This is a genomic window from Aestuariivivens sediminis (genome assembly GCF_022662105.1).
GTDB lineage: Bacteria > Bacteroidota > Bacteroidia > Flavobacteriales > Flavobacteriaceae > Aestuariivivens > Aestuariivivens sediminis.
The window spans coordinates 223,957-241,172 of the sequence record NZ_JAKMCP010000004.1 but is presented as its reverse complement, the minus strand read 5'-3'; the positions used below and the strand labels follow the sequence as shown (position 1 = coordinate 241,172).

Below are 17,216 nucleotides of genomic sequence, written 5' to 3'. Positions count from 1 at the left end.
AAAAAATCATGGCGTCACAATAGGCTGTAACACCTTTAAGGCCTGTTCCACCGTTTTAATATGTTCAAAAGATAGCATTAAGCGCAATCCATTTCTTGTTGTTTTTTCCTTCATTCTGCACAGGTTGGGATGTGATTGTACAAACTGTAAAACCTTTGTAAACGCCTTACTTTGATAAAAATTACTCTGTTGATCGTTCAGAAAATAACCAATAAGCTTGCCTTTCTTCATGACTATCTTTTCAAAGCCTATTTTTGTCGCCAACCACTTTATTTGTACACTTTGCAGCAAATCGATAACTTGAGGTGGTAAAGCTCCAAATCGATCTACTAATGCTGTTTCAAAAGTATGTAATTCTTCTTGGTTTTTAATATTATTAAGTTGTGTATATAAATTTAATCGTTCAGTTATATTATTGACATAATTATCCGGAAATAGTAACTCGAAATCCGAATCAATGGTCACATCCTTAATATATGTTTTTTCTTCTTCGTTATCCTGGTACAGCGCTTTAAATTCATTTTCTTTGAGTTCTTCTATGGCTTCATTTAAAATTTTCTGATAGGTATCGAAACCTATTTCATTTATAAAGCCACTTTGTTCTCCTCCCAATAGATCGCCTGCACCCCGTATTTCCAGGTCCTTCATGGCAATGTTGAATCCGCTCCCTAATTCTGTAAATTGTTCCAAGGCCGTAATGCGTTTTCTGGCATCGTCGGTCATAGCAGAATATTCCGGGGTTATAAAATAGCAAAATGCCTTTTTGTTACTTCGCCCAACGCGACCACGCATTTGGTGCAGATCACTCAACCCAAAATTATTGGCGTTGTTAATAAAAATGGTATTGGCATTGGGGACGTCAAGTCCGCTTTCTACAATGGTTGTACTCACCAATACATCAAAGGTTCCATTCATGAAGGCCAGCATTAGCTGTTCTAATTTTTTACCTTCCATTTGACCGTGTCCAATACTTATTTTCGCATCGGGCACTAAACGCTGCAACAAACCGGCCACTTCTTTTATGTTTTCAATGCGATTATGGATAAAGAAAATCTGACCCCCTCTTTGGATTTCATAACTTATGGCATCCCTGATGGTATCTTCATTAAAACGAATCACGTGGCTTTCAATAGGGTAGCGGTTTGGAGGTGGTGTGGTGATGACCGATAAATCACGGGCAGCCATTAAACTAAACTGAAGTGTTCTGGGGATAGGGGTTGCTGTCAAGGTCAATACGTCAACATTGTCTTTTAGGGTTTTTAATTTTTCCTTTACTGCAACACCAAACTTTTGTTCTTCATCGACAATAAGTAACCCTAAGTCCTTAAACGTTACATTTTTATTTACTAGTTGATGCGTTCCAATAATAATATCAACACTCCCCTTTTCCAATCCTTCAAGGGTCATGCGTTTCTCCTTTGCCGTTCTAAATCTGTTTAAATAATCGACACGAACAGGAAAGTCCTCCAAACGCTGGGTAAATGTTCTAAAATGCTGATAGGCTAATATCGTTGTAGGCACCAATACGGCCACTTGTTTGCCATTATCCACTGCCTTAAACGCCGCTCGAATAGCAACTTCAGTTTTTCCAAAACCAACATCACCGCACACCAACCTATCCATGGGGCGGTCACTTTCCATGTCGGCTTTAATATCTGCCGTCGCGGTACTTTGATCAGGGGTATCCTCATAAATAAATGAGGCCTCCAACTCGTGCTGCATATAGCTATCCGGATGGTATTTGTATCCATTTTCGGTTTTTCGCTTGGCATAAAGTTTTATCAAGTTAAAAGCAATATCTTTTACTCGCGCCTTGGTTTTTTGCTTAAGAGTCTTCCAGGCATTGCTTCCCAGTTTGTAAATCTTGGGAGCTTTTCCATCCTTTCCATTAAACTTTGTGATTTTATGCAGCGAATGGATGCTTAAATACAAAATATCGCGATCGCCATAAATGAGTTTAATGGCCTCCTGTTTTTTCCCCTCAACATCAATTTTTTGAAGGCCCCCAAAGCGACCAATACCGTGGTCAATATGGGTAACATAATCGCCAATATTCAGATTGGTAAGCTCCTTTAAGGTTATAGCCTGCTTTTTAGCATACCCATTTTTTATATGAAATTTATGGTAGCGTTCAAAGATTTCATGATCGGTATAGCAGACCAATTTATTATCGTGATCCACAAATCCTTGATGCAATGATAAAATGACTGTTGTGTACTGTTTAACATTTAAATGGGCATCATCAAAAATATCATGGAACCGTTTTGCCTGTTGTTCGCTAATGCAGGTAATATAATTGTGATAGCCTTTATCGAAATTGGCATTTAAATGTTCAATGAGTAAGTCAAATTGTTTGTTAAAAGACGGTTGGGGTGAAGTGTTAAAGATGATGCGTGAATCTCCATGCTTACGGATTTCCGTTGGACTCCGATTTTCGGTCTCCAGTTCATTTTTCAAATCATCTGTTGCAGGCTGGTTGGTGAGTTTTGCATGGGTTCCAAACTCAATTATTGAAAAATCCTTTAACTGCTCCTCCAATACGCTGGAATTACAAAACAGTTCACTGGGCTTGACATGGGTTATTTCTGATGACAAACTCCTGAATGTTTCCTCTGCTTTATTATAAAAATCATCTATTCTAGAAAACAAGAGATCGGCATTTTTTATAAAGACCATTGTTTTCTGAGCAATATAACTGAGGAAACTCTGCCGCTTCTCTTCTAAAAACTTGTTGGCTACGTTGGGAATGATATTGATTTTAGTTATCTGGTTTAGAGACAACTGTGTTTCTACGTCGAATGTTCTTATACTGTCTACCTCATCGCCGAAAAACTCAATACGATAAGGCTCATCGTTTGAAAAGGAAAACACATCAACAATACCTCCCCTAACCGAAAACTCACCAGGTTCTGTTACAAAATCAACACGTTTAAATTGGTATTCAAAAAGCACCTCGTTAATAAAATCGAGGGATAACTTATCTCCTACCTTTACTCGTAATGTGTTTCGTTCCAGTTCCTTTCTCGTAACCACTTTTTCAAAAAGGGCATCGGGGTAGGTAATAATTAGCGCTGGTTTTTTCTGGGAGTTTATGCGATTTAAAACTTCGGCTCGCAACAAGACATTGGCGTTATCGGTCTCCTCAATTTCATATGGTCTCCTGTAGCTTCCGGGATAAAAAAGTACATCGTTATCGTTTAGAAGCTGCTCCAGATCGTTCAGGTAGTGAGCCGCTTCTTCCTTATCGCTAAAAATCAATAAAAATGGTTTTTTAGCCTCTTTAAAGATATTGGAAACCACAAAGGAAAATGATGATCCGACAAGCCCCTTTAAATGTATTTTTTGTCCGTTTTGGGCAATACGGGTTTGAAGATTTTGCGATTGCAAAGTCTGTAAATAGGAATGAGAGATAAGGGATTTACTCACCTAATTCTGTTTTGGGATGCAAAGATAAGATTTAGAACTAATTATATAACACTTATGATTACCTTATCCTCTTACAATCCTTAAAATGGAGTGCATAATTAGCCGTCTTATTTATGCCACTTTTTTCAGGAAGTCAAAACACGGGCATTTTTTGCAACGCTTAGTTTCGCATTTTTTATATTTTTTGCAACAACTGGATTTTACTTTAGCGTCCGGCAGCAAACCCAATTCCTGCAATTTTTTAATTTTCTTTTTGTGCTTTTTCTTGCCCAAACCTCAACTTAGATTATTGAAATATTAGGCTAAAATAGTTTATTTTTATTAAATCTAAATAAAATTAACTGTTAAAAATTGAGGTAACCCGTCTATATTTTATTCGGGATTGTCATTTGTTGCCGAACTAACGGATAAGTTAACGATATCTCGGTCAAATAAGTACAACCCTCCTTTATCGTTACCAATAAGGTTAATTTTGTCCAAAATGGTTCTAGCCATCGCTTCTTCTTCAATCTGTTCAGACACGTACCACTGCAAAAAGTTATGGGTTGCATAATCCTTCTCCTTTAAGGTTATGTCTACAAGATTATTTATACTTTCCGAAACATAAACTTCATGTTCAAAAAGTTTTTCAAACATTTCTTTAAAGGATTCGAACGTCACGTTGGGTGCTTTTAATTCGGAAATTTTGGCATGTCCCCCACGTTCATTCACAAACTTGATCAATTTGAGCATATGGTCCCGTTCCTCACCGGATTGATCGTACATAAACCCTGCAATTCCTTCTAATCCCTTTACCTCCGCCCAACAGGCCATGGCCAAATATATCTGGGAAGATTCTGCTTCAATTCTTATTTGATCGTTTAAAACTTTTTCTATTGATTTTGATAACATAATACTGATTTTATACAAAGTTAAACAATTATTTAGCTTATTTAAAGCTATTTGACACTCGATATTCACCAAAACCGATAAAACATTTTATCCTAAGGCTATTTTTTAAATTATTAAGGATGACTATCATTGTATCACCGCTGGATAGGCCCATGGAGAGCCGGCCCAAAGGCCTCCAAAAAATTACATTTTCGGTTTAGTTTATTAAAAAAAATATGTACGTTTGCAGCACTATATAAGAATGAAAAAACATGTCTATATCAGATTTATTTGACAGTGGTTTTAAAAAGCGTAATGAAGATCATTTTGCAGCAATTGTGCGTGTGGCTATGGAGGATGGTGTCATTAGTGATGAAGAAAAAGCGTTTTTAGATCGGTTAGCACGTAATTTAGATATTAGCGAATCGGACTATAAGTCTATTTTAAAAGACTACAAGAACCATCCTATCAACCCTCCGGTATCCTACGATCAACGATTGGAACGTTTATACGATTTGGCTCGCATGGTTTATGTTGACCATATCAAAGGAGACCACGAGGAGATTTTACTTAGAAAAATTGCTGTTGGCCTGGGATTTCACGCGGTGAATGCCAAATATATTGTCGATAAAGCATTAACGTTGGTTAGTAATGGTGTTGACCTTGATACTTTTACCGATCAAATAAAACATATGAATAGATAATCTCATAAAACATAGAAAAAAAAAGCGTCCAAAGTTATGGACGCTTTTTTTATGAATCTGGCTGAGACCCATTCATGGGTATACTATTATTTTACATCTTTAACTTGCTCTAAAGTGGATTTACATGATGGTCTTCTGGATCGCTCCTATACATTGGAATGAGCAATGACCCTAAATTACAGGACCAGTATTTTTTTTAATCCCTTATTTCTTCAGTTGAAGCTGAATGCGTTTTCGCGAGACATCCACATCCAATACCCTTACAATAATTTGCTCATGCAGATGTACATGGTCATTTACATCTCTTACAAAACCGTCGGACAGATTGGATACATGGATCAGGCCACTTTCCTTGATCCCAATATCTACAAAACAACCAAAATTGGTGATGTTATTAACAATACCAGGAAGTAATTGCCCTTCTCGTAAATCGGTAATGGTTTTTATAGTTTGGTCGAAGGTAAATACCTTGGCACGCTCTCGAATATCCAACCCTGGTTTTTCCAGTTCTGCAATAATATCCTGAAGTGTTGGGAGACCCACCGCTTCTGAACAGTATTTTTTTAAATCGATGGTTTTCAGTAAAGGGTTATTGCCAATCAAGGATAGAACCGACTGCCCTAAATCTTCCGCCATTTTATTGACTAAGTTATAGCGTTCGGGGTGAACTGCTGAATCATCCAATGGGTTGTCTGCCCCTTTTATTCTTAAAAAGGCAGCACTTTGTTCAAAAGCCTTGTCTCCAATACGGGGTACTTTCTTTATATCTTCCCTGGACGAAAACGGCCCTTTTACACTTCTGTAATTCACCAAATTTTCAGCCAGTTTCGAACCAATCCCGGAGACATAAGCCAACAGGCTTTTACTGGCGGTATTGACATTTACACCAACGGCATTTACACAATGCTCAACAACCGAGTCCAGTGCTTTCTGAAGTTTGGTTTGATCGACATCATGCTGGTATTGTCCCACACCAATAGATTTGGGTTCTATTTTAACCAGTTCGGCTAAAGGGTCCTGTAAACGCCTTCCTATGGATACCGCTCCACGAACCGTAACATCATAGTTTGGAAACTCTTCACGAGCTATTTTTGATGCCGAATAAATACTTGCTCCCGCCTCACTTACTACAAATACCTGAATTTCATTTTTAAATCGTACTTTTTTTATCAATGCTTCCGTTTCTCTGGATGCCGTGCCATTTCCAATAGCGATTGCTTCAATCTTATAGGCATCGGTAAGGGAGCTTATTTTTTTAATGGCAGCAATACTATCATTTTTTGGGGGGTGCGGGTAAATTGTTTCGTTATACATTAGGCCTCCCTGGGCATCCAAACATACCACTTTACATCCCGTTCGAAACCCAGGATCGATGGCCAATACCCGCTTTTCACCTAATGGGGCACCTAATAGCAACTGCTTTAGGTTTTTAGCAAAAACGGCAATAGCCGAATCATCAGCCTTTTCCTTAGCTTGTTGCAAAGCTTCATTTCTTAAGGCAGGCCATAGTAAACGTTTATAGGCATCTTTTATGGCCAACCGAATCTGTATGGCGCATTCACCCTGGGAGCGTATTAAACGGCTTTCCATCTTATCGAGAGACTTATCGACATCAATGGTTATTTTAGTTTTTATAAACCCTTCGGATTCACCTCGTAATAAGGCCAACAGGCGATGGGAAGGAATTCGATTTAAAGACTCGCTCCAACCGAAATAGTCTTTATACTTTTGCGCACCCTCTTCGGTTTCTTTAGCTTTCACTATTTCGGCAGAAATCGTCGCAAAACGCTCTAATTGATAACGGATATTGTTTCTTAGATCCGTGCGCTCATTAATCCATTCGGCTATAATATGACGGGCCCCTTCCAAAACCTCCTCGGTTGAATTCAAGTCCCCTTTCACATACTTTGAAGCAATGGATTCAATAGCATCAGTGTTTTGAGCCATGATCATTTTTGCCAAAGGCTCCAACCCATTCTGTCGTGCTCGCTCTGCTTTGGTTTGTCGGTTTTTCTTAAAGGGAAGATAAAGGTCTTCCAACAGCCTTAAATCCTTTGCATCTCTAATCTTTTGTTCCAATTCCGAAGTCCATACATTTTGCTCGACCAAGGCCTTTAAGATGGCTTTCTTTCTTTTTTCTAATACTTCATATTGCTCCTTGAATTTTACAATATCCCCAATTTGGACCTCATCTAAATTGCCAGTAAGCTCCTTTCTATAACGTGATATAAAAGGAATGGTACAGTCTTCCTTAAGCAAAGCAATGGTATTTTTAACCGATAATCTGGGTAATTGACTGTTGGAAACAATATAGGAAACTATTGAAGACATGGAATTAAATTAGAAAACGAAAATAACAAAAACAAAAAAGGTTACTTTGAAAAGCAACCTTTTTATTATCATTCAAACTAAAGCAAATTATTGCCCTGCTTCTTTTTTAGCCTCCTCCACCATTTTATCATTAGGTAAAATGGCCACATTAACCCGTCTGTTCTTAGCACGACCTTCTACCGTTGTATTATCGTACAAGGGTTGTGTTTCTCCAAACCAGTTGGTTGTTAAACGTGTTGCGCTAACTCCGTTTTGTATGAAATAATTGGAAACAGCAAAAGCCCTGTTTTTAGAAAGTGACATATTATAATCGGCATCACCTGTACTATCGGTGTGTCCCACAACCACTATATTGGTATCTGGAAATTCCTTAAACACCCCTATTAATTTATCTAAAGTCTTTTGCGATGCGCCATTAATGTTATATTTGTTGGTGTCAAAATACACGCCACTACCCTCATCAAAAGTAACGACTATACCATCATCTACCCGCTCCACCTGAGCTCCTGGTATTTCTTCCTCTATCTTCTGAGCTTGCTTATCCATTTTAGCACCAATTAGTACACCGGCCGTACCACCAACTACACCTCCAATAACTGCACCTAATTCACCATTGCCCCCTTTCCCTACATTATTCCCAATAATGGCACCAATTATGGCCCCTCCAGTTGCTCCTATTACGGCGCCTTTTTGTTTGTTATTAGCATTTTGTACGGCTTTACAATGAGTAAAACTGATAACCAATATACCTGCTAATAGTAATATCCCTGACTTTTTAAAAAATGTACTCATATCTTATTGTTTTGTGAAATTCATGTTAATCATGAATGGCTTCCCATCTACAGATACGGTTTGTTGCCATTGCATAGCTGTATCCGACAACCTGGTCAACTTTAATCGGAATCCCTGATTGGTTTCTGATTTTCCTTTAGCGTCCGTTGGTTTCAATAGAAAATCATAAAGCCCGGTTTGTTCATCAATTTCTTGAATAGTAAAGCTGAAATAGCGCATTCCTGTCGAGCATCCTGATTTATCAATACGATAAGTCCCTGTATTATTATTAGGAATAAAACGCCACGAACTCCCTTCAAAACACACTTTTGAGGCATCATTTAACAGGGTCACCTCATATGCCCCTAAAGCACTATATTTAATGGTATTTAGGGCCCAATCCCCTTTGATTACCTTTTTGGATTCCCGTATTGTTTTTGTAGACCCACAAGACAACAGGGCAACGGCTAGAACTAGAAGAAAAAGTGGTCGCATAGTGTTCATTAATTAATTGCTGTGTTTATATACGGATTTTGTTAGGACACAGATGTTACTGTGGGCCCGTTAACCAATAATAAAGGTACTATCATTCCTTTAATAATCCCCATACTTATGCCATAAACATCCGATTATGAGTTCTATCTTGTTTGATGGCTTTAAAATATGTTATGCGACGTTAACTTATAGGTAATCCATTTACCACTTCAGCATTACTATCAGGATTAACAAAAACCAACTTACCATCCGTTGTTTCAGTCATTAAAATCATTCCCTGACTTTCTACACCCCGTAATGCCCTTGGCATAAGGTTTACTAAAACTGTAACCTGTTTCCCCACCACTTCCTCGGCAGTAAAACTTTCAGCAATTCCGGAAACAATGGTACGCACATCAATACCTGTATCTACTTTAAGCTTTAGCAATTTTTTGGTTTTGGGCATTTTTTCAGCTTCTAAAATGGTCCCTACCCGAATATCCAATTTTTTAAAGTCTTCAAAAGCAATCACCTCTTTAAGCGGTTCAACGGTGTTATGAGTAGCCTCATTGGCCTTCTTACTAGCTTCCAGTTTATCTAGCTGTTTTTGGATGGTTTCATCTTCAATTTTAGCAAACAGCAGTTCGGATTCTCCTATTTGATGTCCGTAAGGTAATAATACCTCTTTTGAAGGGATGTCATTCCATGAATTCTCCACTCCCCCAGAACCGATCCTAAGTATGTGCTTTAACTTTACCGAGGTAAAGGGTAAAAACGGCTCACATAAGGTTGCCAACGCCGTAGCAATTTGAAGCGCCACATACATAATGGTCTGCGTACGGGATTCATCTTTCTTAATTACCTTCCAGGGCTCTTCATCGGCCAAATATTTATTTCCCAATCGAGCCAAATTCATCAATTCCTGTCCTGCTTCCCTAAAACGATAACGCTCAATGGAGCTTGCTATAACATTTGGATAGGCTTTTACCGCTAACAAAGTCTCATAATCTACTTGTGAAAACTCAAAAGGTTCTGGTACAATGCCGTTATAATATTTATTGGCCAAGACCACCACACGATTTATAAAATTTCCAAAGATGGCCACTAATTCGTTGTTGTTTCTGGCTTGAAAGTCCTTCCAGGTGAAATCGTTATCTTTCGTTTCAGGGGCATTGGCATTTAAGACATAACGCAATACATCCTGTTGTCCCGGAAATTCCTCCAAATAATCCGGTAACCAAACCGCCCAGTTTTTAGAAGTAGATAGCTTATTCCCTTCCAGATTTAAAAATTCATTGGCTGGCACATTATCAGGTAAAATGTAGCTCCCCTCTGCTTTTAACATCGCAGGGAAAATGATACAGTGAAATACAATATTATCCTTTCCAATAAAATGCACGAGCTTGGTATATTCATCTTTCCAATAGGGCTCCCAATCCTTTTCTTCACGTTCTGCCCATTCTATGGTTGATGAAATGTACCCTATAGGGGCGTCGAACCATACGTAAAGCACCTTCCCTTCTCCCCCTTTTACAGGCACAGGAATACCCCAATCCAGGTCTCGTGTTACTGCACGAGGGCGTAACCCATCATCAATCCATGATTTTACTTGGCCATAAACATTAGGTTTCCAATCTTTTTTGTGTCCTATTAAAATCCACTTCTTTAAAAAGTCTTCATGCTTATCTAAAGGTAAAAACCAATGCTTCGTTTCTTTTAAAGTTGGGGTGTTACCGGTTAAAGTGGATTTTGGATTAATTAAATCCGTAGCATTATGACTTGTTCCACAGTTTTCGCATTGATCTCCATAACTTTCTTCATTTCCACATTTTGGGCATGTTCCTACTACAAAACGATCGGCTAGAAATTGATGGGCCTGTTCATCGTAAAGTTGCTCAGTAATCTCTTCAATAAATTCACCTTTGTTATAAAGTGTTTTAAAAAATTCTGATGCCGTTTTATGGTGTATCGGTGCCGAAGTCCGGGAATAATTATCATATGAAATCCCAAATTCTTCAAAAGATTTTTTAATAATGGCATGATATTTATCGACTATGTCCTGTGGTGACACCCCTTCATTCTTAGCCTTGATCGTAATGGGAACCCCATGTTCGTCACTTCCTCCAATAAAGGCAACGTCATGTCCTGTAAGCCTTAAATAACGTGCATATATATCGGCTGGCACATATACCCCTGCTAAATGCCCAATATGAATAGGTCCATTAGTATATGGCAATGCGGTGGTAATGGTATATCGTTTTGGTTTATTCATATTCAATAATGCTATATTAGGTCCAGACTGCGCCTGAAACGTCAAAACAGGTCAAATTTAATTCTTATAAGGCTGTAAAAGTAAACATTTTAAGAAGGATTTAGAAAAAAATAGAACTTCAAATCACTAAAAAGAGTTCGTCGCATAAAACCAAATAAAGAAACAGATCACACCAAAAATGGGGAGGCATTCAACTACTAAATGACAAGGCCATTAGTTAGCTTCCTTTAAATTGAGATTCATTAAAAAAATGTACATTTACATTATGTCTAGAATCTCATTAACAACTATCTTTTGTTGCGTCATCTTATTATTTGGAAAAGAACTTATTTTAGCACAAGCATTAACACCTAAAAAATTGATTCAACCACCATATTTAAAAGCAGGCGATACCGTTGCCATTGTGGCCCCTTCAGGGATTTTAAAAAACAGAACTCGGGAAATAGAACAGGCCAAAGCTTTATTAATAAGTTGGGGGTTACGACCTATTCTTGGCCAACATGTATTCAATCAAGCCAACCATTTCGCAGGGACGGACGATGAACGTTGTGAGGATCTGCAAAAGGCCATAGATGACCCTAAAATTAAAGCCATTTGGTGTGCCCGAGGTGGTTATGGTACAGTAAGGATTTTAGATAGGCTAAATTGGACTGAATTTAAAGAAAATCCCAAATGGATTATTGGTTATTCAGATATTACTGCACTTCATAACCAAATCCACAATGAGGGGATAGAAAGCATACATGCCATGATGTGTACGAGCTTAGAAGACGATCCAGAAACCATTAAAGAAACGATATCAACTTTTAAGGATGCGCTTTTTGGAAATTCCCTTAACTATTCCTTGAAAGGATCTCGTTACAACCGAATCGGTAAGGCCTCTGGAGAATTGGTTGGTGGCAACCTAACTATGCTCCACACCATGCTAGGCTCTAAAAGCAGTATAGATACCTCGAACAAAATTCTATTTATTGAGGAAATAGGCGAATATAAATATCATATAGACCGTATGTTACAAAGTTTTAAACGTGCTGGGTATTTTGATAATTGTAATGGGCTGATTGTAGGTGATATGACCAAACTAAGAAAAAACACAACCGTTTGGGGAACCTCCATAGAACAGCTTATTTTAGATGCCCTATCGGACTTCGATTTCCCGATTGCTTTTAACATGCCTGCGGGCCATGAAAAAGATAATAGGGCCCTCATTTTGGGAAGAACCATTCATTTGTCGGTTAGCATTGAGGAATCGAAAGTGGTCTTCGAGAATTAATTTTGCTCTTTACCAACGTTAACTCCTTATTTTTCAGTTCCTTTCATCCGATAAAATATTCCGTTTATAGAACATTCGTTGATTGAACGGCATAATCGTGAAATTCAACTACTTTTTTTAAAAGTTGAACCTATATGCTATAATCTTGTAGTGTAATCATTTATAAAAACCCAAATCGTTATGAAAAAATTACAAACTTTAGTAGCAGCAGTTCTTCTTTTACTTTCTTTTAATGTGAAAGCAGACGACATGACCCTTAACACCAACTTAAACTTGTTCAATCCAGATGTCCGTAAATGCTTAGTAGAAACTTCTAAGGCAGATGGATGGGAGTTAAAATCTGTATATTTAAATACCAAAAATGAAATCATTATGATTTTTGATAAAGGTGAAGAAACTAGGATTTATAAAAGTAGATAATTAAATACCGCATAAATAAAAAAATCCAACTGGCGCTTTGCAAAGTTGGATTTTTTTATGGGTTTTACTCTTAAAGATATGTATACCCGATAAATTTAAATCTATACTCACATAATCGAAGTTAAAAGTCGGATTGAGGCTATTAAAACCCGCGTTCCTTCTGCAACTGTTCGTAAGCAGCTTGTACCTTTCTAAATTTTTCCTCTGCCCCATTTCGATGTTCTTCACCTAAGTGAATGACCTTATCCGGATGGTATTTTTTAGCCATTTTGCGATACGCTTTTTTAATATCATCGATCCCGGCATTCTTATCTAATTCCAAAATCTTATACGCATTGTCACTGCTATTATAAAACATCGCTTTAATACTTTCATAATCAGGCATACTAATGCCCAGATACCCGGAAATAATATGAATTTGGTGTTCCTCATCGTCGGTTACGACCCCATCGGCCTTTGCAATGCCGAATAAAAAGTGAATCAGTTGCAAACGCGAAGGGTGCTGCATCATTTGGCGTATTTGCAAACATACCTCACGGGTAGAAATCCGATTTTGTTTGCTTATTTCCTTGAACAACCTGAAGGCATGATTGGCACGTTCTTTTCCATACATACTAACAAATTGTTGCCTCACAAAATCCAATTCGCGTTGGTCTTGCTTTCCGTCCGATTTGATAACTATAGATGCTAAAATGAGCAAGCTCACTTCAAAATCGCCAGGTTTTGTAATAGGATGTTGTTTGTAATCTCTTTGTGATGGCTGCCCAACATAAGTGTCTCCCGAAATAGCATCTGCCATACTCCCTAAAGCGAGCCCAATTATCGCTCCAATTGGCCCACCAAAAGACCATCCCAATGCCGCTCCAATCCATTTTGAAAAACTCATGTAATTATTTCAATTGTTAAACGTCAAACCTACATATAAATTAATTCTCTTAAAAGAAGTAATTTCAATAATTTAAACGATATCATATTTGTTAGTGGATAACCCTACTTATTTGTTACACAATTGATATCTTTGCAGTTTTAAAATGTTAATTATTAAAATTTAAAAATATGTACCCAGAAGAATTAGTAAAACCAATGCGTGAAGATTTAACAAGAGTTGGATTCGAAGAATTACAAACCGCCGATCAAGTTGATGATGCCTTAGCAAAGGAAGGTACAACATTAGTAGTGGTTAATTCGGTCTGTGGTTGTGCCGCAGCCAATGCGCGTCCGGGAGCCAGATTAAGTCTACAGAATATTAAACGCCCGGATCACATAGTAACGGTATTCGCAGGTGTAGACCGGGAAGCTGTAGAAAAAGCAAGAGAATACATGATTCCTTTTCCACCTAGCTCACCAAGTATGGCTTTGTTTAAAGATGGTGAATTGGTTCACATGTTAGAGCGGCATCATATTGAAGGTCGCCCAGCCGAACTTATAGCTGATAATTTAATGGATGCTTATAACGAGTACTGTTAAAAACAAAGACTATTCATTTAATCATTTACCACGCTATTTTTAGACGCAGTCTGGGAACCAGCGTGGTTTTTTTATGTTCTTTACGCAACCTTTATCCGTTATATCCATCATGTTAAAAAATACATAATGAAATCGTCATTAATAAGGATACTTTTTCTTTTAACAGGTCTGGGGTTGGCCGCTTTTCGATGTAATGACAACGAGGATCAAACCTATAATACCGAATTAGCCGAGTTGAATGAACTAAAAACACAAATCCAAAATCTTGCTGAAAGTGCTGTATGCAACAATGATACAACCTGTAAATTTATTGCTTTTGGGAGTAAACCTTGTGGTGGTCCATGGTCCTATCTGGTATACTCAACATCCATAGATACAGATCAAATTGAAAATTTAGTGGCCGCCTTCAATGAGAAAGAAAACCTGTTTAATGCCAAATGGGGCGTGGCTTCAGACTGTGCTTTAACCCAACCCCCGAGGGATGTTATTTGTGAAAATAACAGATGTGTGGCTGTGTACTCACAGTAAGTTTAATTATTTTTAGGGCATGCTAAAACTCTTATCATATCCCTTAACCTGTATTTACTATCTGTTATTTGGATTAACATTAGTTATTTTTCATCCCATACAATGGTTTTGTTTTAATGTTTTTGGCTATCAGGCGCATAAAATAAGTGTTGATGCCTTGCAGTTTTGTGCATTGCGATGTGCTAATGTTTTAGGGACAAGATTTAGTTTTAATAACCCACATACCATATCCACAGAGCAACCACTGATTATCGTGGCCAACCATCAAAGTATGTATGATATATCACCAATTATGTGGTATATGAGAAAACATCATACAAAATTTATTAGCAAAATGGAATTGGGTAAAGGCATCCCCAGCGTATCCTATAATTTACGTCATGGTGGTTCCGTTTTAATCGATCGGAAAAATCCACGTCAGTCCTTACCGGCCATTAGGGATTTTGCAAAATATATTGAGACCACAAATCGTGCCGCGGTTATCTTTCCGGAGGGGACACGCAGTAAAAATGGTGCCCCAAAACCATTCCAGACCAAAGGTCTTGAAATCTTATTTAAATATGTTCCTTCGGCCCTGGTAGTCCCTATCTCAATTAACAATTCATGGAAAATGCTACGTTATGGAACCTTCCCCATGGGGTTGGGTACACATATAAAATTTAAGGTGCACAAACCAATTGCAGTTTCAGAATTTGACCATGTTTTGGACTTAATAGCTCATGTTGAAACCACAATCAAAAAGGATGTTTATATAGAGGATGATTAATAAAGCGGATCAGGACATTATTAAGAGAACAAAGGATTTTGTAAAAAAGAGTTTAACTGATGCTGAAGGCGGTCACGATTGGTACCATACCATGCGGGTATATAATAATGCCTTACTTATTTCCAAAACCGAAAAAGTTAACCTATTTGTGGTACAATTGGCCGCTTTACTTCATGATATTGCGGATAGTAAATTTTATGATGGAGATGACACCGTAGGTCCAAAAATTGCACGTGATTTTCTTTTTAAGCATAATGTGGATTCCTCAATTATTGAGCATGTAGTGAAGATTATTGAAAACCTGTCATTCAATAAATCGTTGGATAACGAGAACCTATTTGTCTCTAAAGAACTCGAGGTGGTTCAGGATGCAGATAGGCTTGACGCCATAGGCGCCATAGGTATTGCGCGCGCATTCAATTATGGAGGATTTAAAAACAGACCTCTCTACCATCCTGAAATTCCTCCGAACCTCAATATGAGTACATCTGAATATAAAACCTCAACAGCCCCAACGATAAATCATTTTTACGAAAAACTTCTTTTGCTAAAGGATCAAATGAATACGCCTTCAGGAAAACATCTGGCAGAAGGCAGGCATGCATTTATGGAAACGTATCTAAAAAAGTTTTATGACGAGTGGAACGGTTTGATGTAATACTTTTAATTTTCCTTAGCCACTTCCAATGCCGTCAATTTGTAGTCTAATACCGCTAATTGTTCGCCGTGTTTTATTATCTCCTCTACCGTAAGATCGTTTTTTGAATTTACAAAATTCACAAGACCATTAACTTTAATGGTATAATATTCTATTGTTTTGTCGATCTTAGTCTTCTTCATAATGGTAAATGGCATATGTTATTGAATGATCTGTTTTATTTCCTTTCTATACTGAGACGCGCTTTTCCCTGTAATATCATTAAACTGCTTGTTGAAATGTGAAAAATTATTAAAGCCGCATTCAAAACAAACGTCGGCAACACTCATCTGACTTTCATTCAAAAGCTTGGTAGCATGAACCACACGATATTCATTGACCAATTGAGTAAATGTTTTACCTGTCGTTTTTTTAAAATACCTGCAAAATGCAGGAACAGTCATGCTTACTTTATCGGCAATTTCATCGAGCGTAATGTGTCTTTGAAAATTGGCGTTGACATATTTATATATGGTGTTGATCTTAACACTATCCTGCGGGTTCGTTTCAAGAGCAATGCCATCGGCATTTAACAAGGAATAATCTTCGGTATTGGCCAAATAATGTAATATTTCTAAAAATTTTAAAACACGCTCAAGACCGTCATACTTGATAAGGTCATTAATTTTAGGGCCAATTACCTCTTTCGTTTCAATTTTAAAACGTATCCCCTTTTTAGCACGATCAAATAAAGCCACCACATTGGCCATTTCTGGAATCTTTATAAAATCTTCTCCAAGAAAATCCTGCTTAAATTGTACCGTGGTTTCCGAACCATTGGCGGTAAGCCTATCAGCAAATCCATTATGAGGTAAATTCGCTCCAATTAAAATGAGTTGGCTATTGTTGAAATACGATAAGTGATTCCCGATATGTGTTTTTCCCTGACCTTTATTAATATAAACCAGCTCCAACTCCGGATGAAAATGCCAAAAGGCATTAATTTTATCAACCTTTTCCAAGTGCTGCCTTATAAGCAACGAACTTCCAAAACTTGGGCTAAGTTTTTCTAAAGTAGGTTTTTTAGTAATCATAACAGATTCATTTTATAACAAAATTACAATTAAATCCGCATTAATTATATATACAATTACCTCAAATATATGTTATTTTAACTTTACATTTAATTAACGTTTATTTAACAGATAAAATAGCATATAAATTAGTAAAATTAGATGTTTTTGAGACCTGTATTTCGTCATATCTTTGTACTGTAA

At 37.5% G+C, this 17,216-nt stretch carries 16 protein-coding genes; 7 read left to right on the top strand and 9 right to left on the bottom strand.

Annotated features, from left to right (window positions below):
* Positions 1-6: 6 nt before the first annotated feature.
* Together mfd and MR054_RS12625 are read right to left on the bottom strand one after the other, a co-directional pair.
* Positions 7-3,426: a transcription-repair coupling factor gene (gene mfd / locus MR054_RS12630; RefSeq protein WP_242158185.1), complete on the bottom strand. Its 3,420-nt coding sequence runs from the start codon at positions 3,424-3,426 to the stop codon at positions 7-9.
* Between the two features lie 372 nt (positions 3,427-3,798).
* Positions 3,799-4,317, bottom strand: coding sequence for a ferritin (locus MR054_RS12625; protein ID WP_242158183.1), 519 nt, complete (start codon positions 4,315-4,317; stop codon positions 3,799-3,801).
* Between the two features lie 251 nt (positions 4,318-4,568).
* Between MR054_RS12625 and MR054_RS12620 the strand changes: the two genes are divergently transcribed.
* The gene (locus MR054_RS12620) at positions 4,569-5,000 is read left to right on the top strand and encodes a TerB family tellurite resistance protein (protein ID WP_242083833.1); all 432 of its coding nucleotides are present in this window, start codon (positions 4,569-4,571) and stop codon (positions 4,998-5,000) included.
* Between the two features lie 204 nt (positions 5,001-5,204).
* Here the strand turns inward: MR054_RS12620 and MR054_RS12615 are convergent, their stop codons facing one another.
* The 4 genes from MR054_RS12615 to metG form a co-directional block, all read right to left on the bottom strand.
* Positions 5,205-7,331 carry a Tex family protein gene (locus MR054_RS12615; RefSeq protein ID WP_242158181.1) on the bottom strand — a complete coding sequence of 709 codons (2,127 nt, stop codon included), beginning with the start codon at positions 7,329-7,331 and terminating at the stop codon, positions 5,205-5,207.
* 87 nt (positions 7,332-7,418) lie between these two features.
* Positions 7,419-8,123: a YiaD family glycine zipper/OmpA-like lipoprotein gene (locus MR054_RS12610; RefSeq protein ID WP_242158179.1), complete on the bottom strand. Its 705-nt coding sequence runs from the start codon at positions 8,121-8,123 to the stop codon at positions 7,419-7,421.
* Between the two features lie 3 nt (positions 8,124-8,126).
* Entirely contained in the window at positions 8,127-8,597 is a 471-nt protein-coding gene (locus MR054_RS12605) for a lipocalin family protein (protein WP_242158178.1), read from the bottom strand.
* 181 nt (positions 8,598-8,778) lie between these two features.
* A complete protein-coding gene (metG, locus tag MR054_RS12600) occupies positions 8,779-10,848 on the bottom strand; it encodes a methionine--tRNA ligase (protein WP_242158176.1) in 2,070 nt (689 codons plus the stop codon).
* Between the two features lie 265 nt (positions 10,849-11,113).
* Between metG and MR054_RS12595 the strand changes: the two genes are divergently transcribed.
* Positions 11,114-12,121 (top strand): S66 peptidase family protein, encoded by a 1,008-nt coding sequence (locus MR054_RS12595; protein ID WP_242158174.1) that lies wholly within the window; start codon positions 11,114-11,116, stop codon positions 12,119-12,121.
* 180 nt (positions 12,122-12,301) lie between these two features.
* Positions 12,302-12,541 carry a hypothetical protein gene (locus MR054_RS12590; RefSeq protein WP_242083821.1) on the top strand — a complete coding sequence of 80 codons (240 nt, stop codon included), beginning with the start codon at positions 12,302-12,304 and terminating at the stop codon, positions 12,539-12,541.
* A 142-nt stretch (positions 12,542-12,683) separates the two neighbouring features.
* On the opposite strand, the gene MR054_RS12585 is transcribed toward MR054_RS12590, so the two are convergent.
* Positions 12,684-13,427 (bottom strand): TerB family tellurite resistance protein, encoded by a 744-nt coding sequence (locus MR054_RS12585; RefSeq protein ID WP_242083818.1) that lies wholly within the window; start codon positions 13,425-13,427, stop codon positions 12,684-12,686.
* 170 nt (positions 13,428-13,597) lie between these two features.
* Between MR054_RS12585 and MR054_RS12580 the strand changes: the two genes are divergently transcribed.
* From MR054_RS12580 to MR054_RS12565, 4 genes are all read left to right on the top strand, one after another.
* A complete protein-coding gene (locus MR054_RS12580) occupies positions 13,598-14,008 on the top strand; it encodes a BrxA/BrxB family bacilliredoxin (RefSeq protein ID WP_242158172.1) in 411 nt (136 codons plus the stop codon).
* A gap of 126 nt (positions 14,009-14,134) precedes the next feature.
* Positions 14,135-14,536, top strand: coding sequence for a hypothetical protein (locus MR054_RS12575; protein WP_242158170.1), 402 nt, complete (start codon positions 14,135-14,137; stop codon positions 14,534-14,536).
* A gap of 19 nt (positions 14,537-14,555) precedes the next feature.
* Positions 14,556-15,302, top strand: a complete 747-nt coding sequence (locus MR054_RS12570; protein ID WP_242083812.1) for a lysophospholipid acyltransferase family protein — start codon at positions 14,556-14,558, stop codon at positions 15,300-15,302.
* Positions 15,295-15,960 carry an HD domain-containing protein gene (locus MR054_RS12565; protein WP_242158168.1) on the top strand — a complete coding sequence of 222 codons (666 nt, stop codon included), beginning with the start codon at positions 15,295-15,297 and terminating at the stop codon, positions 15,958-15,960. Before MR054_RS12570 ends, MR054_RS12565 begins: the two co-directional genes overlap by 8 nt.
* Positions 15,961-15,965: 5 nt before the next feature.
* Here MR054_RS12565 and MR054_RS12560 read toward each other — a convergent pair whose 3' ends face one another.
* Together MR054_RS12560 and MR054_RS12555 are read right to left on the bottom strand one after the other, a co-directional pair.
* Complete coding sequence (locus MR054_RS12560) at positions 15,966-16,142, bottom strand: hypothetical protein (RefSeq protein ID WP_242083807.1); 177 nt, start codon at positions 16,140-16,142, stop codon at positions 15,966-15,968.
* Positions 16,143-16,160: 18 nt separating this feature from the next.
* Positions 16,161-17,033, bottom strand: a complete 873-nt coding sequence (locus tag MR054_RS12555) for an AraC family transcriptional regulator (RefSeq protein WP_242083806.1) — start codon at positions 17,031-17,033, stop codon at positions 16,161-16,163.
* Positions 17,034-17,216: the final 183 nt, after the last annotated feature.